At 53.3% G+C, this 22,750-nt stretch carries 20 protein-coding genes; 10 read left to right on the top strand and 10 right to left on the bottom strand.

Going from position 1 to position 22,750, the window contains the following annotated elements; all coding sequences use genetic code 11:
* Window positions 1-11: 11 nt before the first annotated feature.
* From DQX05_RS10510 to DQX05_RS10480, 7 genes are all read right to left on the bottom strand, one after another.
* Window positions 12-1,004, bottom strand: a complete 993-nt coding sequence (locus tag DQX05_RS10510; RefSeq protein ID WP_087444544.1) for a phosphotriesterase family protein — start codon at window positions 1,002-1,004, stop codon at window positions 12-14.
* A 54-nt stretch (window positions 1,005-1,058) separates the two neighbouring features.
* A complete protein-coding gene (locus DQX05_RS10505; protein WP_119793315.1) occupies window positions 1,059-2,354 on the bottom strand; it encodes a PTS ascorbate transporter subunit IIC in 1,296 nt (431 codons plus the stop codon).
* Between the two features lie 19 nt (window positions 2,355-2,373).
* Window positions 2,374-2,637 (bottom strand): PTS sugar transporter subunit IIB, encoded by a 264-nt coding sequence (locus tag DQX05_RS10500; RefSeq protein ID WP_119793313.1) that lies wholly within the window; start codon window positions 2,635-2,637, stop codon window positions 2,374-2,376.
* 82 nt (window positions 2,638-2,719) lie between these two features.
* Window positions 2,720-3,163: a PTS sugar transporter subunit IIA gene (locus DQX05_RS10495; RefSeq protein ID WP_119793312.1), complete on the bottom strand. Its 444-nt coding sequence runs from the start codon at window positions 3,161-3,163 to the stop codon at window positions 2,720-2,722.
* Between the two features lie 32 nt (window positions 3,164-3,195).
* Entirely contained in the window at window positions 3,196-5,283 is a 2,088-nt protein-coding gene (locus DQX05_RS10490) for a BglG family transcription antiterminator (RefSeq protein ID WP_259391912.1), read from the bottom strand.
* 310 nt (window positions 5,284-5,593) lie between these two features.
* On the bottom strand, window positions 5,594-5,782 hold the full coding sequence (locus DQX05_RS10485) for a hypothetical protein (protein ID WP_087444548.1): 189 nt from the start codon (window positions 5,780-5,782) through the stop codon (window positions 5,594-5,596).
* 176 nt (window positions 5,783-5,958) lie between these two features.
* Window positions 5,959-6,882, bottom strand: coding sequence for an aldo/keto reductase (locus DQX05_RS10480; RefSeq protein ID WP_119793310.1), 924 nt, complete (start codon window positions 6,880-6,882; stop codon window positions 5,959-5,961).
* 824 nt (window positions 6,883-7,706) lie between these two features.
* Here DQX05_RS10480 and DQX05_RS10470 point away from each other — a divergent pair.
* The gene (locus tag DQX05_RS10470; RefSeq protein WP_119793308.1) at window positions 7,707-8,036 is read left to right on the top strand and encodes a thioredoxin family protein; all 330 of its coding nucleotides are present in this window, start codon (window positions 7,707-7,709) and stop codon (window positions 8,034-8,036) included.
* Between the two features lie 141 nt (window positions 8,037-8,177).
* Window positions 8,178-8,750 (top strand): class I SAM-dependent methyltransferase, encoded by a 573-nt coding sequence (locus tag DQX05_RS10465; protein WP_119793306.1) that lies wholly within the window; start codon window positions 8,178-8,180, stop codon window positions 8,748-8,750.
* 116 nt (window positions 8,751-8,866) lie between these two features.
* Here DQX05_RS10465 and maa read toward each other — a convergent pair whose 3' ends face one another.
* Window positions 8,867-9,430, bottom strand: a complete 564-nt coding sequence (gene maa, locus DQX05_RS10460) for a maltose O-acetyltransferase (protein ID WP_119793304.1) — start codon at window positions 9,428-9,430, stop codon at window positions 8,867-8,869.
* A gap of 311 nt (window positions 9,431-9,741) precedes the next feature.
* Here maa and DQX05_RS10455 point away from each other — a divergent pair, with 311 nt between their 5' ends.
* The 3 genes from DQX05_RS10455 to DQX05_RS10445 all read left to right on the top strand — a co-directional run bounded on the left by DQX05_RS10455 (window position 9,742) and on the right by DQX05_RS10445 (window position 14,357).
* On the top strand, window positions 9,742-10,407 hold the full coding sequence (locus DQX05_RS10455) for a tetratricopeptide repeat protein (protein WP_119793302.1): 666 nt from the start codon (window positions 9,742-9,744) through the stop codon (window positions 10,405-10,407).
* Window positions 10,408-10,733: 326 nt separating this feature from the next.
* The gene (locus DQX05_RS10450) at window positions 10,734-13,511 is read left to right on the top strand and encodes an endo-beta-N-acetylglucosaminidase (protein ID WP_119793300.1); all 2,778 of its coding nucleotides are present in this window, start codon (window positions 10,734-10,736) and stop codon (window positions 13,509-13,511) included.
* Window positions 13,512-13,727: 216 nt separating this feature from the next.
* A complete protein-coding gene (locus DQX05_RS10445) occupies window positions 13,728-14,357 on the top strand; it encodes a LysE family translocator (protein WP_119793299.1) in 630 nt (209 codons plus the stop codon).
* An 82-nt stretch (window positions 14,358-14,439) separates the two neighbouring features.
* Here the strand turns inward: DQX05_RS10445 and DQX05_RS10440 are convergent, their stop codons facing one another.
* Window positions 14,440-15,255: a thioesterase II family protein gene (locus DQX05_RS10440; protein ID WP_259391898.1), complete on the bottom strand. Its 816-nt coding sequence runs from the start codon at window positions 15,253-15,255 to the stop codon at window positions 14,440-14,442.
* Entirely contained in the window at window positions 15,215-16,195 is a 981-nt protein-coding gene (locus DQX05_RS10435; protein WP_119793295.1) for a helix-turn-helix domain-containing protein, read from the bottom strand. Before DQX05_RS10435 ends, DQX05_RS10440 begins: the two co-directional genes overlap by 41 nt.
* A 226-nt stretch (window positions 16,196-16,421) precedes the next feature.
* Here DQX05_RS10435 and DQX05_RS10430 point away from each other — a divergent pair, with 226 nt between their 5' ends.
* Genes DQX05_RS10430 through DQX05_RS10410 form a run of 5 tightly spaced genes read left to right on the top strand, consistent with a single transcriptional unit; the run spans window position 16,422 to window position 22,750 of the window.
* Window positions 16,422-17,039, top strand: coding sequence for an MptD family putative ECF transporter S component (locus DQX05_RS10430; protein ID WP_259391897.1), 618 nt, complete (start codon window positions 16,422-16,424; stop codon window positions 17,037-17,039).
* Window positions 17,039-17,716 carry an energy-coupling factor transporter transmembrane component T family protein gene (locus tag DQX05_RS10425; protein WP_259391896.1) on the top strand — a complete coding sequence of 226 codons (678 nt, stop codon included), beginning with the start codon at window positions 17,039-17,041 and terminating at the stop codon, window positions 17,714-17,716. Before DQX05_RS10430 ends, DQX05_RS10425 begins: the two co-directional genes overlap by 1 nt.
* Window positions 17,716-19,149: an ABC transporter ATP-binding protein gene (locus DQX05_RS10420; protein ID WP_119793293.1), complete on the top strand. Its 1,434-nt coding sequence runs from the start codon at window positions 17,716-17,718 to the stop codon at window positions 19,147-19,149. Before DQX05_RS10425 ends, DQX05_RS10420 begins: the two co-directional genes overlap by 1 nt.
* Window positions 19,146-20,963: an ABC transporter ATP-binding protein gene (locus DQX05_RS10415; RefSeq protein WP_119793292.1), complete on the top strand. Its 1,818-nt coding sequence runs from the start codon at window positions 19,146-19,148 to the stop codon at window positions 20,961-20,963. Before DQX05_RS10420 ends, DQX05_RS10415 begins: the two co-directional genes overlap by 4 nt.
* Window positions 20,960-22,750 (top strand): ABC transporter ATP-binding protein, encoded by a 1,791-nt coding sequence (locus tag DQX05_RS10410; RefSeq protein WP_119793290.1) that lies wholly within the window; start codon window positions 20,960-20,962, stop codon window positions 22,748-22,750. The genes DQX05_RS10415 and DQX05_RS10410 overlap by 4 nt, the downstream gene beginning before the upstream one ends.

Genomic DNA, 22,750 nt, shown 5'->3' with positions numbered 1-22,750 from the left:
TCCCGTCTCCTTTACCGCTTGAAAGCGAAGCAGTTAGCCGGATTGCTTATGAAAAATTTGTTCACCAGCTGCTGGCCATCGAACCCGGCCCGGTTCGCCTCATCGATGAACCGCGGTACCCAGTCCGCGATAATATGCCGCAAGCCAAGACCGTAATCGTAGTGCTTGTAATAGCTTTTGCGCGCCGTATCACCGCTGATTAGAATCTGATCCTCATAGCCTTTGCGCACGAGTTCCAGGATAAGCTGGATACGCGTGCTCTCCGGAGCGTATTTGATTTTGGCGATCCCGTCGAAGGAGAGATAGCAGCCCATCCGTGCCACCTGCTCGTGATAATAAGGATCGGGATTACGATCCATATGGCCGATACTCAGGAAGCTGACATCGACGTTCTCACTGCGGAGCAGCTCAATCTGCTCCAGAGCCAGCGTGCCGACTTCCGTATGGGAATGAATCGGCGCTTTGGTTGCATGATGAGCGCGGGCGACGGCGCGCAGCGTCTTTTCCTCGAGCGGGGTAATCCGGTTGTAACCGGTTCCGAACTTAACCTGACCGGCCCGGAACGGAGTGCCCTCAAGGCCTTCCTCGACCTCGCGGATGACGAACTCGGTTAATTCGTTGATGCTCTTCGCCTCGATCCATTCATAATACGTCTCATAATCGCCGAGGACGGGCTTGAGCTCGTCTTTGATTTTGCCATCCCAGAGGAAACTTTTGTTGAACCCGGCAGTGCCGATAATCTGAACGCCGGTGTCCTTCATAATGTGATGAACGGCGGGCACATCGCGCCCGTAATCGATTGCCGTTGCGTCGACGATCGATTGTCCGCCATAGGATTTGAAATCAAGCACATCCAGCTTCGATTTGGCCGGATCGTCCAGTAATAAGTCATCTTCGCCGCGTTCAGACCAGTGAGCGGGCCGGCAGACGATATGCTCGTGGGAATAAGTGAATCCCAGTTGTTCCTTCGGTATGTCTTGATCAAGCAATCGGATAAAACTCATACTTTTCATTCCCCCTGCATTGTGTATATTCGTGGTTGCGGGAGCAAATGCGTTCTAGAACAGCAGTTGGGCGAGAAAACGGATGATCGGCCCGAGGATGAACATGTCGGAATCGGCAGCCCACATCGCCGTATCCGGAACGGTCGACGAGATCAGGTACCGAACCATGAAGAACTGGCCCCAGGCTACCACGGTAGCGGTCAGGAAGCCCGCGATTAACGCGCCTCGAACGCCGCCGGTCACATTGCCGAATACGCCGGCGGTAGCACCATGGAAGAACAGGACAATCATCGTCGGCACGAAAATATAAGACACCGTGCTGCCGAGCACGATCAGCCAGATGAGCGCTCCCGCGAAGGCTCCGATAAATCCGAGAATGACCGCATTCGGAGCGTACGGGAATACGATCGGAGCGTCGAGAGCCGGCTTGGCGCCCGGAACGATCCGCGTCGCAATTCCGTTAAAAGCGGGAACCAGCTCGCCAATGAACATGCGAACGCCCATCAGAACGATAGCGATGCCGCCAGCAAAGGTTAGCGATTGAATGATCGCATAAATAATAAAGTTCTGCTGACCGGCTTGGGCAATCAGTTCCTGGGCCCCTGGCGTTCCCTTCATGACGATAACGACAGCGCCGACCAAGAATAGGGCGCCCATGCTTACCGCGGTAATCACGTTAGAATCACGGAGGAACTCCAATCCTTTTGGAACCTTGATTTTTTCCGAATCATTTTTGGCGTTGCCGAACCATTTTCCGAACAGCGCCCCAAGCAGTGCGACCGATGCGGAGGTATGTCCGAGCGCGATATTGTCATTGCCGGTAATTTTGCGCATAAACGGTTGGGTCAACGCAGGCTGAATCGTCCAATACAGCCCTAAAATTACGGCGAGGAACAGCACGAGCTTCCACTGTGATACTTCTCCTGCAGTATGGACGACAATGCCGGCGAATATGGTAGCCGTCCAAAACATCATATGTCCGGTCAAATAGATGTACTTCAACCGGGTGAAGCGTGCCAGCAGCACGTTGATGAGGAAGCCGACAAGCATGGCTAATGTAACGGCGCTGCCGAAGTGAGCGTTGAACGACTCCTGCCCCAAAAATTGCCCCAGGGATTGCGACTCAAGCCCGAATACTTCCTTCCACATCGGTTCAAAAACATTCAACGCACCGACGATAACGCTGGCGCCGGCGTTAATAATCAGGAAGCCGATAACCGCTTTCACTGTGCCGCTGATGACCTGGGTGGTCGACTTCTTCTGAAGGAGAAGACCGGCCAGAACGATAAAGCCTAACAGAATAGCGGGTGTTCCGAAAATATTCGTCGAAATCCAAAAGAGAGCTTCCATTTTGAGATGCCTCCTTTTTTTACAGTGCTTCTTTCAACGTTTCTTTAATTTCATTCAAGTCAAAATAGTTATTGACGATAATGATTTTGGCTGAATGCCCTTGCAGACTTTGCGCAAGCTCATTACTGGTCACAATGTAATCGGCGGCTGTGCCTGATGCGGTGGACACGTCGGTATGCTCCACATCCGCTTGCACTCCCATTTCCTTCAGCACATTTTCTACGTTCATTCGCAAAATCAAGCTTGTTCCTTGCCCTAGGCCGCACACGCATAGCATTTTCATAGTAGCCCTCCTCAGGTGTGAAATGGTTCGTCGTAAAAGATGGCAAAGTAACCGTTAATCGCGTGGCTTGAATACCGGAATATTAGACTTCAGCGTTGATCAGGATAGCTTCTATATCCTTGGGGGTTGCCGCCTCCCTCATCGCTTCCACATTCGCCGGTTCATTAAGCAGTGTTGTCAGCTTCCGCAACAGCGTAATATGCTCTGAATTGGATGAAGAACCGAGCGCGAAGACGAACTCGACCGGATCGTTGCGAGTATGGCCGAATTCGACCGGCTGCTTCAACCGAACGAAGGAGACAGAAGCTTGCTTTACCCCGGTTTCGGGTTTGGCATGGGGCAGGGCGATATGAGGAGCAAGGACGAAGTAAGGCCCTTTCTCCCGGTAAGATTCCACCATCGCCTCAATATAGCTGTCCTCCGCTGCGCCGCTGTCCACCAACAATTGTCCGGCGGCGCGAATGGCCTCCTCGGCATCCTTGGCCTTGGCGTCCAGCTCAATCAGGCCTGGTTCCAAAAAAAGCATCAAATAACCTCCTTGATGTCCACTGCTGTAGTCTAATAGGGAAGAAGCAATCGCATAATTTCATGCTTCTCGTTTGCATTCTCCAGCATCATCCTGTTTTTGTTTTCCTTAAGCATGTCTGATAGTTGAGTCAAAGCCTTCAGGTGAGAATCTCCATCCAGACTGGCAACGATGAATAACAGTCGAACCTGATGTCTCAGGGCTTCACCGAACGCAACGCTGCGCTGTAACGTAAGAAGGGCCATCGAGGTTCGAACGACGCCATCTTCCGGCTTGGCATGGGCAATAGCTACTCCCGGGGCAATGACAATGTAGGGACCATGCTCAACAATCGCATCGATCATGGCCTGGACATACTGCTGGCGAATGCTTCCGTCATCCACTAGCGGCCGTGAAGCGATTCGTATGGCCTCGCGCCAATCGGCAACTCCTTCCCGGATTGTAATGCGCGAAGGGGACAGCAGCTCCGGCAAGGTTGGCCGGCTGTCCTGGGGAGGCCGGTTCCGCACGGCTGCAAGATAGCGCTTAATATCCTCCTGCAAAGCGGATTCATTCAAGACGGCAGAATGTTTTTTCACCAGGTCGACAATGTCTTGCGCGGAAGGGCCAAGCGCATTCATCACGCTTCCGCCGTCCAGAAAAGGCTGAACCTGATTCAGCAAGTGGACCTTGTCCGCATCGGTCAGTATCGGGCTGACGATAAACACGGGCACCCTGCACTCCGATAATGGTACGGTAGAAAAAATAAAATGAACCTGCCCGGTAAAGGCTTCATATTCGCGCAAGGATAGTTCAGCGACGAACTCGATAGCAGGGAACAAACGCTTCAGCTCAAGCCGAAGGATGCGCGAAGCAGAGACACCGTGCACACATACGATAACGGCGGTCTTGCTTGGCGCCGGCTTGACTTGCTCCTTCCGCAACCAACCGCCGAAATGCATGGCGAGATAGCCAACTTCCTGGTTATCCAGCGGCTTGCCCAGCAGTTCCTCCAGCGGGAATACGGATTGTCTCGTAAGCTCGAACACTTCCCGGTATTTCTCCATGACCATGTCCGTAAGCGGATTCTCGATCTGGAGATCATACTTGATCCGGTAATAGGCGGACTTCACATGGAGGAACAATTGATTCTCCAAGGCTGTGCGATTGGTGAAATGAATGCAGCCTCGCTGTTCGAACGACTCAATCATTCGGCTTGTCGCTTCGCGCAGCCTGTTCGTTATGAGGTCATGCGACTCTTCCTCCAACTTGTTGACCTTGGCGGCCAGCAAATGAACGGTCATATAACAAATCTCGTCCTCGGGGAACTCGGTGCCGAACAACGACCCTAGTTCCCGGGAAATCTGCAAGGCTGCTTTGAATTGGGGCGTTTTCTTTAAAGCGTCCTTCTCATCCTCGTCCATCGTTACCTGCTTCCCTTGAACGAGCCGGTTCGTGAAGAGCAGCAGACGAGCGGCAAGCTGCAAGACGGTCTCGTCTGTCAGTTCCATTCCGATGGTTCGTTCCCCGGAAGCAATAATGCGGTAGACGGATGACAACTGCTCCGCCTGCAATATCGGCAGCTGGTTCCGATACAGATTGGCATGAATCAGACCTTGAATCTGCGGCACGAAGTCTTTCCAACTTACATGAGATAATAAGTCGTACAAAAAAAGGGATAGTGCTGTTCTCTGATCCTGCTCCTTGCCTTCAACGATGTAGCCTTGCTTGCGATGATAGACAATCCTCAACCGCACAGCAGATAATTGGTGCTGGAGCCCTTTTAATTCGGCATGAGCGGTTCCGCGGCTGACCTTGAGCAGTTCCTCCATATCATGGAGAAATAGCGGTTCTGTCCGCTGAATCAGATGGATTCCGAGCCAAGCCTTCCGTTCCATGCGAGAGGGATTATATTGGGAGTGGTGAATGGCCCCCGCTGTGACGGGCAGTTGCTTGCGAGTCGCTTCCGGAAGGAGAAAGCCTGATCTCCGCACATACTCGATGGGGGGCAGACGATTAGACTTCAGCCATCCATTAATTTTGTCGACATCGTAATACACGGTCCGCTTGGAGATGTGAAAGGCATCCATTAGCTCCCGGATAGGTACATAGTCTTCCCTCTGTTGCAGTAACGCGAGAATGGAAGCACTTCTGTCATCCAGAATCTTTTTGCACCCCCTGTCTTGTACTGCCTTATTTGTTTGTTATTATACTGAAGGTGAAAACGCTGTTACAGCACATTCATTGTTCCTCTGAGTTTGCAAAATTATACGGATATATTCGGGTAAAAGTGGGGCTGGTGAGCGTCTGCCGTTAGACAAGGGCAGGGATGCCCGTCTTGCAGGAGGAGTGGGGAAATAAAGTTGAAGCGGTCATCATTGAAGGACGAAGAAGCTTGTCCCGCACATATGGCATGCGGTACAAGCCCCTTAATGGCCGCGCGGAACGCTGCTAGGATCCGCCTGTGCGGCGCCGCTGGTTATTCGGCTTCTTCGTATTTTGGCTTTTCAACACTTTGGCCGACGATGAGCCGGAAAATCCGCCTTTTTGATTCGCTTGCTGCTGCTTCTTCTTGGCCAGCATTTCCTTCATCGCATCCGCCAGATTAACTTTCTTCGGCTCGTTATGCTGTTCCGTCATCCTTACACCTTCCTTCGCTTCTGCCGGCGTCTCTTCTCGCCGGAGCCGATTCAACAGGCTCCTTACGGATAAGACTATCACGGGTGCCGGAGTGTGGACAACTCCGAAAATCATACCTATTGCTTGTCATGCAGAGCAGGCCATGGCATCCGGGGGCGCCGATGCCGGCTTGCCTGTTATTGATCCGCCCAGATCTGCGGATGATCGCCCGCGGCATGGCGTGCCGCCCGGGCATTGCTCTCCACCTGCTGCTCGTTCTTGCAGCCGGGGATGACGCAGGTGACCGCCGGATGGCGGAGACACCAGGACAGGGCCCACTCGGCCATATCCATGCCTTGGGGCACTTCGTTCTGCTGAATCTCCTCCACCTGCTTCAGCCGCTCGTCAAGCTCTTCGCGGCCATGGCGATGGCGCACATCATTGGCGGCGAACTCGGTTCCCGGCTTGTACTTGCCGCTCAGGAAGCCGCTCGCGAGCGGAACCCGCGCCAGCACGCCGAGACCCTGCTCGAGACAAGAAGGGAGTACCTCTTCCTCGGGCCCGCGCTCGAGCCGATTGTAGACGAGTTGAATCGCTCCCGCTCCGACGCTGGTCGCCGAAGCCGTCTGGTGCATGCTGTTGCTCTTGTTCAGCGACAGTCCGATATGCCGGATCGTTCCTGCCTGCACCTGCTTGTCGAGCATCGTCCACAGGTCATCATTGTCGAATGCCTGATCATTGCCCGAATGGAATTGGTACAGATCGATATAATCCGTCTTTAAGGCCCGCAGCGACGCTTCCAGCTGCCCGCGCACCTCTTGCGCCCCATATCGATCCGTGCGGTTCAGATGGGAATGGAATTGATGCCCGAACTTGGTCGCGACGACCCAGTCCTCCCGCTTGTCCCGCCGCAGGAAATCGCCAATGAAGGCTTCCGACAGGTGGTCGCCGTAGCATTCGGCGGTATCGATCAGGTTGATACCGAGCTGCTTGGCCTTATGTAAAATACGATCCACTTCCTGCTGTGTATAATCGTGGCCCCACTCGCCGCCGAACTGCCATGTTCCGATGCCGATAACCGATACTTTCAGATCGGTCCGTCCCAATCTGCGGTATTGCATGCTTCGTCACCCCCTTCCTTTCTCGCTAAGCTCTTGTACCCATCATATCACAGCCGTACGGACAATTCGAAGCGCCAGCGTTCGGAGCGCAGCGGGGCGCTTACGCTGTTCTTCCGAGTATAAGATTCCATTTATACTTGGCTTTTATTTCTCGCAGACACGCGCGAATGTGTGGGAGGACTCTTTTACCGGGGACGGAACCTTGAACGTGCATATTCGCCATTTGCGCGTAGGATCTTACCTTGACCGTGATGGGAAGGTCGGGATATTATAAGCAGGTTCGTCCCTATATCTACACATAGGAGAAGACCAATTACGAACAATTGGATACTAGCGATGCTTGCGGGTCTATTATTTGCTCTTCCTCTTTGGATAGGCAGGAACACTCCGTATTCCAGAGGGCAAAGATGGCTCCTCGCAACTACAGCGGCGCTGCTTATCGGTCTCATCCCGATGATGGCCGATTGGCATTTCTTTCATTTCATTGCCTAGCTGTCCGCTACAGAAATGGAACGGGAGCGGCCAATAGAGCTTGCGGACCGGTTCGTATATAGGAGGGATAGGTCTGAGGCGGTTACCTTTTACATTCACCCAGTGGGCAGCGGTGCTGCTCATCATCAGTGATCACGCGTTCTTCAGTGCGTAGGCAGCGGATATTGGAGGCAAGGAAGCTGCCGTAAGGGAAGACATCATTCATTGCTTGTTCACACACGGATCGGCCAGGATACAATCCAGGCTGATCCGTTTTTTGTGGCTAAGACATCTAATTTTTAGCATGAAATGATACGGGGAGGGGTATATAATAGGGAGAAGGGGGTGGTCTCGTGCCGGTCGTGGAACTGACGGATGCTACTTTTGAGGAGCATATACGGAAGCATCCGATTGTACTGGTTGAATTTTGGGCGCCGTGGTGCAAGCCCTGCCAAGCGATGGCTCCCGTATTGGAGCAGTTGACCGCCGAAGCCGGGGGGAGGGCAAGCATCGCCGCATGCAATGCGGATGTGAACTTCGTCGCCGCCGTTCATTACCAGCTTCAAGGCATTCCATCGCTTGTCGTGTTCAAGGAGGGCAGGGAGGTCTCGAGGAAGGTAGGAACCCAGCCGCTATCCGCACTGCTGGACATGATAGAGAGCGCTCATGAAGCTGTTTTTTAATGCGGAAGGTCCGGGTAGAATCGGGACTTCCCTCTGTGGTCGGCTTCACGCTTCTTGGTTAAGATGAATGCAGATGAGATTTGTGGCGGTCTTCCTTAGGGAGCCGTCGCGCAACAGGTTGATTGTCAAGGAGGAGAAGAAATGTCAGAACGTCGCTTCAACCCGGAGAACATGGCGAGGCTGGACAGTCCGGAACGCCGTCAATCGCTCCCCCCTGAGCGCCTAGTCGCATTATTGAACATCGAGGATGGCGATACGGTTGTCGATATCGGCGCGGGCACAGGATATTTCACCCTGCCTGCAGCGAAGCTGACCCGCGGCAAGGTGATTGCGCTGGATGCCGAGCCGCAGATGCTGGAGGAACTGCAAAAGCGGGCCGGCCAGGAAGGGATCAGCCATATCCAGAGCCAACTCGGGGAGATTGAACGCATGCCGCTGCCGGATGGGGCGGCCGATCATGTCATCGCCTCACTCGTGCTGCATGAGGTGGAGCCGCCAGAGCAGGGCTTGAAGGAGATTCACCGCCTTCTGAAGCCGGGCGGCCGAGTGCTGATCGCCGAGTGGGACGTGAAGAAGCCGCAGGAAGGCCCGCCGCCCGCTCACCGGATATTGTCCGATGATCTGCTGCATGCGATGCTGCAGCGCGGTTTCAAGGAGATCAGCGTCTCTTTTCCTTCTGAACAATATTACGTGATGACCGGGATGAAGGCATAGCTTCGGAGCCCGGGGCCATCATCGTGTGATTGACCGATCGGCATTAGCCGGATGCGGAGCCGCCATGGCCCGTATCCGGCTGTTTTATTTGTTGGACCGCTGCCGGTCCGGCTGTGCTAATTGACGTCGATCGTCTTGATGATGCGAGCCGGGTTGCCACCGACGACGACATGATCAGGCACATCCTTCGTGACGACGGCTCCCGAAGCGATGACGACATTGCTGCCGATCGTAACGCCCGGATTGATGACGGCCCGGCCGCCAATCCAGACCCGATCGCCGATCGTTACCGGCTTGCCGAACTCTGCCCCGGAGCTGCGCTCTATCGGATCCAGCGGGTGGGTAGCGGTATAGATATGAACGCCAGGCGCCAGGAAGCAGTCGTCGCCGATGCGAATCTCGCATACATCGAGCATGACACAGTCGAAATTGGCGTAGAATCGGCTTCCGGCATGAATGTTGTAGCCATAGTCGCATTTGAACGAAGGCTCGATATAGGTCCCTTCTCCCAAGCTGCCGAAGAGCGATTGCAGCAGTCTTGTCCGCTCCTCATAATCCGTTTCCACGGTCTGATTATACAGCCGGGTCAATCGTCTGGCCCGCTCGCGATCGCGCATCAGTTCCTCATCTCCGGCACGGTACAGCTCGCCCCGGAGCATCTTCTCCTTTTCCGAACTCATAGAAGTCTCCTCTTCGCTAGTTGTAGATAAGTCACAAGCTCCCCTTATTATGAAGCCACCGGCTCACCCGTTGCAAGTTGTCAGCACCCTGCCGCACCATTCCGTTCCGATAAAAACCGGCCAATCAAATCCGCCAACCGTTCCGGGTACTGCTCCTTCAGGACATGGCCGCCCTCTTCAATCACTTCTGTCTTCGCATGGGGCAGCCGAATTCACGGCAACGGACAAGCGGGGAACAAGGACAGGGCAGGTATGGGCGGCGGGCAGATTATGATATACTCGGATCATTCTTAGTAGGGGTGGAATGGAACGTGAGCAAATTTCTGGCCTTTGGCATGCTATTTTGGCTTTTGGGCAATCCGCTTGCAGCCATCATCGTGCTGCTGCTCATTCTATATGTGCTCGATCGGCGCTTCGTCGGTCTGTCGCCGAGCTTGCTTAAGCCGCTGAAGCGCAGGAGCCGGATCGGGAAGCTGAAGCAGCAGCTCGGCACCAACCCGCATGATGTGTCCGCCAAGATGGAGCTCGCCCGGATGCTGATCGATCGCAGAGCCTATCGGGAAGCGAGACAATGGCTGGAGCCGCTGCAGGAGACAATGGATCATTCGGCTGAATTCTGGGATGATCTCGGAACCTGCTGGCTGCACACCGGCGAGCGGGAACAGGGAGAAGCCGCCATCAGGAAGGCGTTGGAGCTGAACCCCCGGGTCAAATACGGCCAGCCGCATCTCCGGCTTGCCTCTCTGTATGCGGCGACGGACAAGAACCGGGCGATTGAGGCTTTGCAGGCCTATCAGGAGGTCCACTCGTCATCATGCGAATCTTATTACCGCCTCGGTCAGCTGTACGAGCAGCTTGGCCGCAAGGAGGAAGCCCGGGAGGCGTGGAACCAGGCTATGGCGATCTATCGATCGCTGCCGCGTTACAAGAAGCGGGAAGAACGGAAGTGGATGCTGAAGAGCATGCTCAAGCGGTAACAGGGATATCCCGGATTCCGTCGTAAGCGTTATAAGTATTGCTTCTGGGTTCCCGCATTTGCTGGAAACTGTTGAACTGTACCAGGAAGAGGGTAATCCGGAAATACCAGTAGTGGAATAATTAAAGGTTCGGGAGATTAATTAAAGGCGGTTATCCGATCGGGGATAATTGCCCTTTTTTTTGTGACGCAAACGTTTACAATGGAGTTGTCATTGTATGGAAGCGTTATCTTTTTCGCTGCGGCTTAAGCGGTCACGGCGAAAGCTGGAGACAAATTATTTCCATGTGAACAGTATACATAATGGACCATTTGGAGGGATTTTTCATGAAACGCCTACAACCAACCGTTCTGTCCCGCAGCAATATGAAGCGCAAGTTTGCCTTAATGCTCAGCACGGCGATGATCGCTGGTGCACTCACCGGCTGGGCCGGACAAGCCCATGCGGCGCAGCCGCATTCGTCCTATTGGTATCCGGACACCTTGCTGGAATGGTCGCCGCAGACAGACAAAGATGCGCCATTCAACCGCAGCTCGGTGAAGCTGAATACCGAACGGGTGCAGGGCCACAAGGTGAATCCGAACGCCAAGACGGAGCCGAAGGTCATGGCGCTCGCGTCCATGTATAAAAGCACAAGCGGCGCGCCGTCGCAAGGGAACGATCAGTTCCATGGCTATGCGTTCAGCTACTGGCAGTATGTGGACAAGCTCATTATGTGGGGCGGTTCAGCAGGGGAAGGACTGATTGTACCTCCAAGCGCGGATGTCATCGATGCAGCACATAAGAACGGCGTTCCGGTGTATGGAACCGTTTTCCTTCCACAGACGGAGCATGGCGGCAAGATCGAATGGCTGCGTGATCTGGTGCAGCAGAAGGAGGACGGATCGTTCCCGGTCGCGGACAAGCTGATTGAAGTCGCATCTTATTACGGCTTCGACGGGTGGTTCATCAACCAGGAGACGCAGGGGGCGACAGCGGAAGATGCGCAGCTTATGCAGCAGTTTTTGAAATATATGCAAAAAAAGAAGCCGTCCCATATGGACATCATCTGGTACGATTCGATGATTAAGGAGGGGCCGGTCAGATGGCAGGGCGCCTTGACGGACAAGAACAGCATGTTCTTCCAGGACGGGGAAGAGCGTGTCGCGGATCAGATGTTCATCGACTTCCGCTGGCAATTCCAAAAAGAAGGCCAATATGATTACGTCACGCCATTCCAGAACTCGCCCAAGCTGGCCGACAGCTTGAAGCGCGATCCGTACGATCTGTATGCTGGCATGGATCTGGAAGGCGGCGGAGGCTACCAGGGCAAATACAACTTCCCGGTCTTGTTCCCGGAAGACGGCACGGCCGTAACCTCGCTCGGCCTGTATCGTCCGGATTGGGCGTTCAATACGACGAAGACGAACCAGGATTTCATGGAGAAGGAGCAGAAGCTCTGGGTCGGGGAGAACAAGGACCCGTCGAATACGGAGGCGCAAGGCAACGCCTGGCGCGGCATTGCCCATGATATCGTGGACAAGACGGTGATTACGAAGGCGGACTTTGTGACGCATTTTAATACGGGGAACGGGAAGCAATTCAGCGTGAACGGCAAAAGGGTGCGCGATCGCGAATGGTTCAATCGGAGCCTCCAAGATATATTGCCGACCTGGCGCTGGATGGTGAACGAGGAAGGCCAGAAGCTGAAGCCTAGCTTCGATTTCGGCACTTCCTTCTATGGCGGAAGCTCACTGAGATTGCTCGGTACGGTCGCGCCAGGGGCTTCGTCGAACGTGAAGCTGTTCAAGACCGACATCGAAGCGACGTCCGCCTTGCAAATGTCGCTCATCTATCAATCCAATGATAGCGAAGCGGCAGGCATTAACATCGGCGTAGCCTTGGAGGGGGCGCCGGACGAGTACAAGATCGTGAAGCCGGCTTCCGCCGAAGCGGCCGGGGTTCACGGCGATTGGACGCGTGCCGTCTACGACTTGAGCCCGTATGCGGGCCAGAAGATCGTCGGCGTCTCGGTTCAAGTGGAAGGCAAGACAAGCAACAATCTGTATGCGGTCAACATCGGCCGGCTCCAGATTGGCAATCTGGACGACAAAGCGGCGGAAGTCGGGCAAGTCTCTGATCTTAAGCTGATCGAGAACGATGTGCGCGACGGCATTTATGCCGATGCGCGCTTGACCTGGACTCCGCTCGGCGACGATGCGATGCTCTACGAAGTATACCGGGTCCTGCCGGACGGCTCCCGCGAGTTCGTCGGAGCGACAGGCAACAACTATTACTATGTGTCCGAGATGAAGCGGAATGGCATGGAACAGGAGACGAAGCTGGCCGTCTTGCCGGTGAACCGTCACTACAAGCAAGGCCGCTCGGCGGTGCTATCGTTCGAATGGCCGGCCTATCCGGCGCCGAAGGCGGACTTCGAGGCCGACAAGACCTTCGTGGCGCCGGGAGAAGCCGTGCAGCTTACAGATAAATCAACCGAGATTACGGCTGAATGGGAGTGGAGCTTCCCGGGCGGCACGCCTGCTTCCAGCACGGATCGTCATCCGAAGGTGAGCTATGCGGAAGAAGGGACGTATGAGATTACGCTGAAGGCCAAAAATGCGGCCGGCGAAGATGTCATGACGAAATCCAAGCTGATTACGGTATCCAAAGAGGCGGCGTTCCGCGCGGAGGATCTGGCGATCGAGGCGAAGACGGAGGCGTCCAGCTTCGTGAATGACAGCGAAGCGCCGCAATTTGCCGTCGACGGAGATATGAGCACGAAGTGGTGCGCGGTCGGCAGCGGCGAGCATTGGCTGTCGGTCGATCTGGGGCAGGCGCATGCGATTACCCAGTTCGTCGTTCACCATGCTGAAGCCGGCGGCGAATCCCCGGCCTTCAATACGCGCGAATTCAAGATTCAGCTAAGCATGGACGGAGAGAATTGGAGCGATGCGGTTACCGTGATCGACAACGACAAGGCGACCAGCAAGCACGCCATCGCCAAGACCGAGGCACGCTACGTCCGTCTGCTCGTGCAGAAGCCGACGCAGGGTGGGGACACAGCCGCGCGCATCTACGGCTTGGAAGTGCTCGGCTTGAAGAACAAGCCCGCAGCGGAGTAAGAAGTAAGAGGGAACAGGGACGAAATTCAGGCAGGCCGGAGCAATTCCGGTCTGCTTTTGTGTACATTCGCCGTGTCGGATGCGGAAGGCTGTATGTTTGATTCCAATATTGAATTTTCACGCTTATTTTTGCATAATTATTTAATTCTATGTATTATTATAGTAAAGTGGATATGAACTTATCACGACATCATCCTATGAAAGAAGTGTTTGTAGTTGAATCTATTTTTCACGTATCTGCTAGCGGGGCTTGCCGTTGCAATGCCTGTAGGCGCAATGACCGTTGAAATGACGAAGCAAGGCCTGAAAAAGGGGTTTATGCATGGTTGGGCGGTAGGATTAGGCGGAATGACCATCGATCTTCTATTAATTATTGCCTTATATATGGGCTTGGCTTCCGTACTTGCCATACCATACATTCAAATCCTAATGTGGCTTATCGGTGCAGGGTTCTTGGCGTTTTTAGGCTATGATTCTATCAAAAACTCGGATCATGATATTGCGTTAGCTGGCGATAAACCGAACAAATCGTTTTTCAGCTCCTATCGCAATGGTTTACTTGTAGCGGTGTCCCCGGGAAACCTCGTGTTCTGGATCTCCGTGTTCGGAGCTGTACTTTCGGATTCGTATGATATGACACAACCGGGAAAATTTTTAATTGTCGGGGCAGGTATTTTAACCGGTATTCTCGTCCATGATGTTGGATTACTAGCCATTGTGGCGGTCACCAGGAAAGCCATGAGCAAAACGATAATCAAAAGGGTTTCCATCATCGCTGGATTTATTTTATTTGGTTTTGCCGGATATTTTTTATATGAGTTTATCGTAGCAATCAAAGGAATATAATATTCAGAGACGAGCGGAGAGGATGAATCCATTTCGGATCCATCCCATTCCGTGATTCGTGCTTGCGGCAGGGCCATCGCTCTTATTCCAGGTGTTGAAGAATCAGTTGTGAAAGAGATCGCAAGAGAACGTCACGCTGCGTTTTCAGAAAAAAATGATTCCCCTCCATCATCTCGAGCGTAAATTCGCTGCTTGTAAAGCATGCCCATGCCTCCATCTCTTCTCGATTCGCCTCCGGATCGTTTGTCCCGCCGAATGCCGAAATTGGATAATCAAGCGGCGCTTCCACCGCATAGACATAGGTTTCGTCGACCGTAAAGTCTGCGCGCAAAACCGGCATGAATAGTTCCATAAGCTCTTTGCTTTGCAGCAAGGCCTCTGGCGTGCCTGAAAATCGGCGCAGTTCCTTAATAAATTCCTCATCCGGCAAATGATGAAGAGGCTTTGGTTCCGGTATATGCGGAGCGCGGCTTCCTGAGACGATCAGGCGGCAAGGCTGAATATCCCATTTTCTTCGCAGCGTTCGCGCAAGCTCGAACGCGATTCGCGCTCCCAGACTGTGTCCGAACAAGATGAATGGGCGCCGCAAATAGGGGAAAATCGCTTCGGAAATGGCATCCACCAACACGTCCATTTCACGAATTGGCATTTCTGTTATCCGGTTCTCCCTGCCCGGAAGCTGTATCGGGTACACACCCGCTTCAACTGGCAACGTCTTTTCCCATCCCCTATAAATGGAGGCGCCTCCGCCTGCATAGGGGAAGCAGAAAAGGCGAATTTTGTCTTTGGCCTGAGGACAGGCAAGCAACCAGGGGGTAATTGCATTGTTCGTTTCCATTACATTCTCCTCGCTTCTATTACACCGAAACCTTCGTTTTCGAAAGCTTCCGGTATTCATTGGGGGTTAACCCGGTATTCTTTCTGAACAACTCACAGAAGCGGCCGGTATTTTTATAGCCGACGATGTGAGCGATCTGATTCACGTACAGGTCCGTGTTCGCAAGGAGATGCTCCGCGTGAGTTATCCTCTTGTTCTGGATATACTTGGTAATCGTGCATTGGTAAGCCTGTTTAAACGTATATTTGAGCTTGGTTAATCCCATACAGGCAATACGGGCAAGCTGTTCCAACTGCAAGTCAGAAGCGAAGCGATCGTTTATGTAGGTGATAACGGAAGCCAAACTGTCCAAATCTTGACCGGATAAACTCTTCGTTGCATCGGCCGGTCTTTCTTCCTTTGTTTTCTCGACGATGAGAGACAAGGCCTCCTTAACTTTTCCCTCATAAAACAGCTTTGCGGATATGCCCGATCCCCGATAACTCCTGATTTGCCTGAGCAAAAACACCAATTCTGGAAAACCCTCCTCTCCGTCAACGCTAATAAAAGCCGAGCGAAGATCCCTGTATTCTCCCGGATAATTGCTTTTTAAATAATCCTCAAAGTACTTCGGGATTATCACAATTCCCGTGGAGCGAATGGGAATGTTTTTATGATAGACGGCTTGATACACATTGCCAGAACCTATATGTCCTTTGACACAGTTGCACGTTAGTTGTTTGCTTGGTTTCAGTTCTTCGCCCGACACGGAATCATAATAGTTGATACTTATATACTCGGGCTGCCGGTATTGCAGAAATAAATCCTCATAAAGGACAAAATCCTGAACATAAACGGAAAACAGACTCTTATGAGAATAGGCCCAAAAGTGTCCTCTGCCTTTTTCGGATGAGAGCGTATAACAAACGCCTTCGCGACAGAATTGCTCATTTCCGTCATCCGGGTAAAACCCGTTCGCCGCCAGACAAGGGGCAAACACTTCAGCTATAATATCTCTCATTTTACCACCTCCCAATGTCACGATCGGACAAAGCGATGACACGATTAGACATAAAGATCCAAACTGTATTGACGGGTTGTTCCATGTGAAAGTAAAGTAGAAATAGATTACATGATAATGATAATCATAATCAATAGGAATTTTCAACAAAGATGGATAAACGTAATAATTACGATTATTATAAATTATCCTTTTATTTCACACAAGTACCGGGAGGAGAATAATCGTGCAAGCACAGGCGCAAGTAAAGGACGTCGCAGTAAAAAACGGATGGAAAATGCAGGATTTCATTACGCTCGCTATTTTTAATGTTGTCATGATCATCATCATTACGTTCACCGGGATGTTCGCCCATCCCATTGCTTATCTATTCGGCGGGGGGGTAACTGCGCTGATCAATGGTCCTATTTATATGGTGATGTCCAATAAGATAGGGAAGCGAGGGATTTTCTTCTTCAGTTCGCTGATCACGGGCTTATATTTTGTAGCGTTCGGATTTGTGTATTTCCTGATCACGCTAGCTGTCGTGGGCATTCTCTGTGAGCTAGTGATGTGGGGAAGCGATACATACAAGAATCCTGTCCGCAATGGCATGGGTTACGGTTTGTTTTATGCGGGCTATTCCTTTTGCGGCGTCGTACCGCTAATTTTCTTCAAGGATCAATATTTGGCGATTTTGGAGCAAAGTTATTCTCCCGAGAAGCTTTCCACCATGTTGTACTACTACGGTACGCCAAGCATGGTTCTGATCATGTGCGTCGTCTCTTTCACGGGGGCGTTCGCGGGTTGCTTTATTGGAAACGCGCTTCTGAAAAAACATATGAAGAAGGCCAGGTTGGTATAATGCGGCTCGATCCCAGAACTCATCTTCTTATGCTGATCTTGGCGAGCGTTCTAGTCATGCTTGCCAGCGATGCTATTCAGTTGCACCTGCTGGTTGCTTTAAGCGCACTGTATTTGCTTTATAACCTTATGTTTCGGCAGGCGGTTTATTTTATTTTGATCTACACCGCGTTAACGGCCACTCTGTCTGTTATGCCCGATTTCTCGGCGGCATTCGGGATTATTGTGTACACCTTCTCCAGAATGATGCCGGTAGTCATGCTCGGGGCGGCGCTGATGAGCTCGCCTCCAAGCCGCATCATGTGCGCCTTGGAAAGGGCGGCCTTCCCGAAGCCGGTGTTGGTTATGGTATGCATCCTGTTTCGCTTTTTCTCCGTTTTGATCATGGAATTCAAAGCGATCCATGGCGGCATCCGAGCCAGAGGGATTTTCCCGCGTTGGCACAGCCCCCTTCAGAATCCTGCTTTTGTCTATGAATGCTACTTCGTGCCGCTCATCGTCCGCTGTCTGAAGCTATCGTCGGAGCTCGCTTCCTCTGCCGAGCTGCGGGGAATTGAGTGCGGCTCCGGCAGAACCTCCATCCATCCGGTCGGATTACAAGCGGCGGACGGGATAGCGGCGGGTTTTTATGTCCTCTTGGGGACAGCCGTATATTGGGGGGGAGGGATTCTAGCTTGATGATTGCGTTGAACGACGTGACCTTCCACTATGGCCATGAAGACGGAACAGCAGGGGAGAGAACCGGGTTGCACAATGTGAATTTGTCCGTGGAGGCCGGACAGTGCGTCGTGCTGTGCGGCCGCTCGGGCAGCGGCAAAAGCACCATTTTGCGTCTTTTGAGCGGGCTTGCTCCCGGTTTTTATCCCGGGAGCCTGGCTGGAGAAGTGCTTGTCGGCGGCAAAGATCCCTCCTCCCTGTTGCCGGAGGAACGCACCAAATGGATCGGCGTCGTATTTCAGGATCCGCGAAGCCAGTTTTTTATGGAAAACGTCCGGGACGAACTGGCGTTTGCGGCCGAGAATCTCGGAATCGCGCCGGATGAGGTGATGGATCGGATTGATAAGCAAGCGGAGCTGCTTGGTATCTCCCACTTGCTGGACCGAAAGCTCAGCATGCTGTCTAGCGGACAAAAGCAGCGAATAGCGATTGCGGCCGCATCCGTTCTGTCGCCGCCGATTCTGATCCTGGATGAGCCGACCGCCAATCTGGATGAACAAGCGACGCACACCGTCATGGACATGTTGGGAAGGCTTAAAGCAAACGGAACGACCCTCGTCATCAGCGAGCACCGTCTGCATTCGTTGCTGCCCGTTGCGGATTTCTTTGTCTGCATGGAGCGAGGCGGCATTGCCCGCATATGGACGAGGGATGAATTTTCGCATCTTGCCTACGAAGATGTTCGCCCATATGGCCTGCGCCACCCGGATATGGTTCAGGACACAACTGCGCGTCAATCCGAAGTCGTCCCGGCGGATGAATCCGCACTTCAGGGAAAACAACTTGCCTATCGTTATAAACGAAACGGGGACGGGATAAACGGGATCGACATCACGCTTCCACAGGGGAGCGTGACCGCGCTCACGGGAGAAAACGGCGCGGGAAAGACCACCCTGGGCAAGATTTTGAGTGGTCTCCTCCGCCAGCGCAGGGGAACGGTATTCAGCCGGGGGATTCCCTTGTCGGCAGGCCGAAGGCGTGCCATGAGCTATCTGGTCATGCAGGACGCGGACTACCAACTCTATGCCGACAGCGTGGGAGGCGAGCTCATTTTGAGCAAACGTCTGGATGAAGCGCTTCGCTTGAAGGCCTATGAAGCATTGGACGCGTTTGGCTTGAGATCGCTAAAGGATCGACACCCCGCGTCGTTGTCTGGGGGAGAAAAACAGCGGGTTACGATGGCTGCTGCATACTGCTCGGACGCGGAATTGATTGTGCTGGACGAGCCGACAAGCGGGCTTGACGGCGAGGGCGTTCTTCATGTGGCGGCCTGGGCGAGAAAGCTTGCCCGTGCGGGAAAAACCGTCGTCATTATTACGCATGACCGGATTTTGACAGAGCTTGCCTGCGACCATACGGTAGAAATGAAGAGAAGGGAAGGACGGTCACTTTGAAACATCGAAAAAAACAAGGGATTGCAAGGCTCCTGGAGCTTGCGGGCGAAAAGAAATCGTTGCTCGTATGGTCGGGCATTTTATCCGCGGGAAGCGTGTTGATGATGCTTGTTCCGTATCTCTCCGTGTACTTTGTAATGGCCGAGCTGCTCCGCCACGCGCCGGATATTTCTGGCGTGAACGCTCCTTTTGTAATCCGCTGGGCCGTGTTGGGTGTCGCCGGAATGGCGGTCGGCTATTTCCTGATGTATGTAGGGGGGATGTGTTCGCATATTGCCGCTTTTCGCATCTTATACAGCATCCGCGTCAAGCTGTCCGCGCATATCGGAAGGCTCCCTCTCGGCTACTTCAACAAGAACGCCACGGGGAAGATCAAAAAAAATGTGGAGCTGGATGTGGAGCGAATCGAACAGTTTATCGCCCATCAGTTGCCCGATCTGATCAGTACGGCAGTCATGATTACAGCGATTTTGGCAACGATGTTTGCGCTGAATGTCTGGTTTGCCTTGGCTTGCGTCATTCCGATGCTGATCGGTTTCGCCTCCCAGTTTTCGATGATGGCCGGCCGCAAAGCGAAGGCGGGATTGAAAGAGTATTTCGACGCGCTGGAAAACATCAATACGTCAGCCATCCAGTATACGAGGGGCATGCCGTCCATAAAAATCTTCGGGCAAACCGCCCGCTCGTTCCGAAAGTTCCATGACGATATTATCCGTTACCGCGATTTCAGTCTCAAGTATACCGACAATTTCCAGAACGGATATGTGTCCTTTAAAGTTATTTTCCTGTCGCTGGGCACCTTTTTCTTGCCGATTGGACTGTATTTCATGAGCGGAGATCCCCGAAACGCGGCTTTTGCCGTCACCCTGATGTTTTTCCTCGTGCTCGCGCCGGGGATCTCGACGCCGATATTCAAACTCAACACTCTGGCCTCTACCCTGCACGTCATTGTTGAGGGTGTCAGACGCGTCGACGGGATTTTGGCCGAAAAGGCGATTCCGGAGCCCGTAATGTCCCGGAAGCCATCGTTCTACGAAATTCAGTTCCATGAGGTCTCCTTTTCGTACGACGGACCGAACGGCGAGGATGTGCTGCATGACATCAGCTTTACGGCGCGTCAAGGCGAAATTACGGCTCTGGTGGGGCCGTCCGGATCGGGGAAATCAACCGTCGCTCAGTTGATCCCCCGCTTTTGGGATGTGCGGCAAGGACGCATTACCATCGGCGGCGTGGACATTCGGGACATAAACACTAGCGATCTGATGGACGCCATGTCTTTCGTGTTTCAGGATACCTTTTTGTTTTCGGATACCGTCTACAACAACATTGCGGCGGGCAGGCCGACCGCGGCCCGGGAGGAAGTGTATGCGGCGGCCAGGGCGGCGCAATGCCACACGTTTATTGAACAGCTGCCGCACGGCTACGATACGCCTATCGGCGAAGGCGGGGTATACCTGTCTGGAGGAGAAGAGCAGCGGATCTCGGTGGCAAGAGCCATCCTGAAAAACGCGCCGATCCTTGTACTGGACGAGGCGACCGCTTATGCCGATCCGGAAAACGAGTATCACATGCAGCTTGCGCTGCGGGAACTGATCAAGGGCAAAACGGTATTGATCATCGCCCACCGCTTGACGACCATCTGCGAAGCGGAACAAATCATCGTGTTGAAGGACGGCCGAATCAACGATTCCGGTATGCATGATGAGCTTATTTCCCGAGGCGGCTTGTACAAAGTCATGTGGGATGCCTACATGATGTCCGCGCAATGGCAGATCGATCATGTACAGGAGAAAGAGAGGGTGACGGCGCCATGATGAAGCGGCTGAACGATATCACCACAGGCAACCCGAAAAAAATGCTGAAGCCCATTCTTTGGGCGGTTTTGGCCAATATGGCCAATCTGTTTCCGTTAGGGTTGATGACCGTGGTGGTCAGCATGATTTATGCTTTTTACGCTGGTCGGCAGCCGGTTCTGAATATGCCAATCTTGTGGCTTGCCTGGGGAGGCATGGTGGTATTTCTCCCGTTGGTGTTTGCGGCCGAGGTGAGGTCCTACCGCGCCACTTACCGCGGCGCGTACGAGTCGTCTGCCGAGGGACGGATCCATCTGGCCGAACATATCCGCAAGCTCCCGCTCGGATTTCTCATGAAGAAGGACGGCGGAGAGCTTGGCCATATGATGATGAATGATTTTACCCAGACCGAAAATGCCGTCACGCATATTTTGCCTCAGCTTGTCAGCGGTGTGATCATCCCCGTTCTCGCTTTTTCCGGGCTGATTTTTATCGACTGGAGAATGCCGATCGCCATGCTCGCGGGGTTCCCCGTGTCGATGCTGATCCTGTGGGGTGTTTCCCGTCTGGAACGCCAACTCGGCCACAGTCATTCCCAAGCTAGAATCACTCAGTCGAACCGTTTGCAGGAATACTTGCTCGGCATGAAAGTCATCAAAGCTTACAATCTGCGCGGGGAAAACTTTAAACGGCTGGAGCGGGCTTTTTATCGTTACATGAAAGAAAGCATCAAGCTGGAGGGCGCGCTCGGTCCCTTTTTCCTCGTCGCCATCGCCTTTATGGAATCGGGGTTGTCCCTGATTACGATGACAGGCGTCTATCTCATTCTTGGCGGGGAAATCTCGGTGCCTTTGTTCGCCATGTTTTTGCTGGTCGGAACCCGTATTTTTGATCCGCTGTCGGTTGCGATTATGCGTTTGCCCGCATTTAAGTATGACGCCATGGCGGGGGGACGAATTGTCAACCTGATGAATCAGCTCGTGATGGCGGGGGAGAAGGAACCGCCGGAGAACCATGATATCCGGTTCGAAAATGTGACCTTCGGTTACGACCACAACACTGTACTGGACAATATTTCCGCAGAGATGAAGGAAGGGACACTAACGGCGATTGTGGGCCCGTCGGGAAGCGGGAAAAGCACGATGCTTCGCCTGATCGTGCGCTTTTACGACCCGCAGCAAGGGAAAGTGCTGTTCGGCGGCAGTGACGAACGCGAGATGGAGCCGGAAAAGCTGATGAAAAAAATATCCATGGTGTTTCAGGACGTCTACCTGTTTCAGGATACGATCCGCAATAACATCCGTTACGGCCGGGAGGACGCTTCGCAAGAGGAGATTGAGGCGGCCGCCAAGGAAGCCTGTTGCCATGAGTTCATCATGAAGCTGCCGCAAGGCTACGACACGATGGTGGGTGAAGGAGGTTCTACGCTATCGGGGGGCGAGAAGCAGCGCATTTCGATTGCCAGAGCGATTCTGAAGAACGCGCCAGTCATTTTGCTGGACGAAGCGACTTCCTCTCTCGACCCGGAAAACGAGGCGGAAATGCAGAAGGCGATCGGACGGCTGATCAAGGGGCGGACGGTCATCATGATCGCCCATCGTCTAAAAACGGTCGTCAAGGCAGACCGCATCATGGTAATGGACAAAGGCCAAATCGTGGAACAGGGACGACATGAGGAACTGCTGCGAAAAGGCGGTCTTTACTCCAAGCTTTGGGAGCTGCAGACCCGAACAGGCGGGTGGAAGATTTCCGTTGACAAAAACGTACAGGAGAGGCTGCTCGGACATGTCAATGGGTATCCCCTGTGA

Origin of the sequence: Paenibacillus thiaminolyticus, assembly GCF_003591545.1 — a bacterium.
In the GTDB taxonomy this organism is placed as follows: domain Bacteria; phylum Bacillota; class Bacilli; order Paenibacillales; family Paenibacillaceae; genus Paenibacillus_B; species Paenibacillus_B thiaminolyticus_A.
This window is presented reverse-complemented; position numbering and strand designations above follow the sequence as displayed.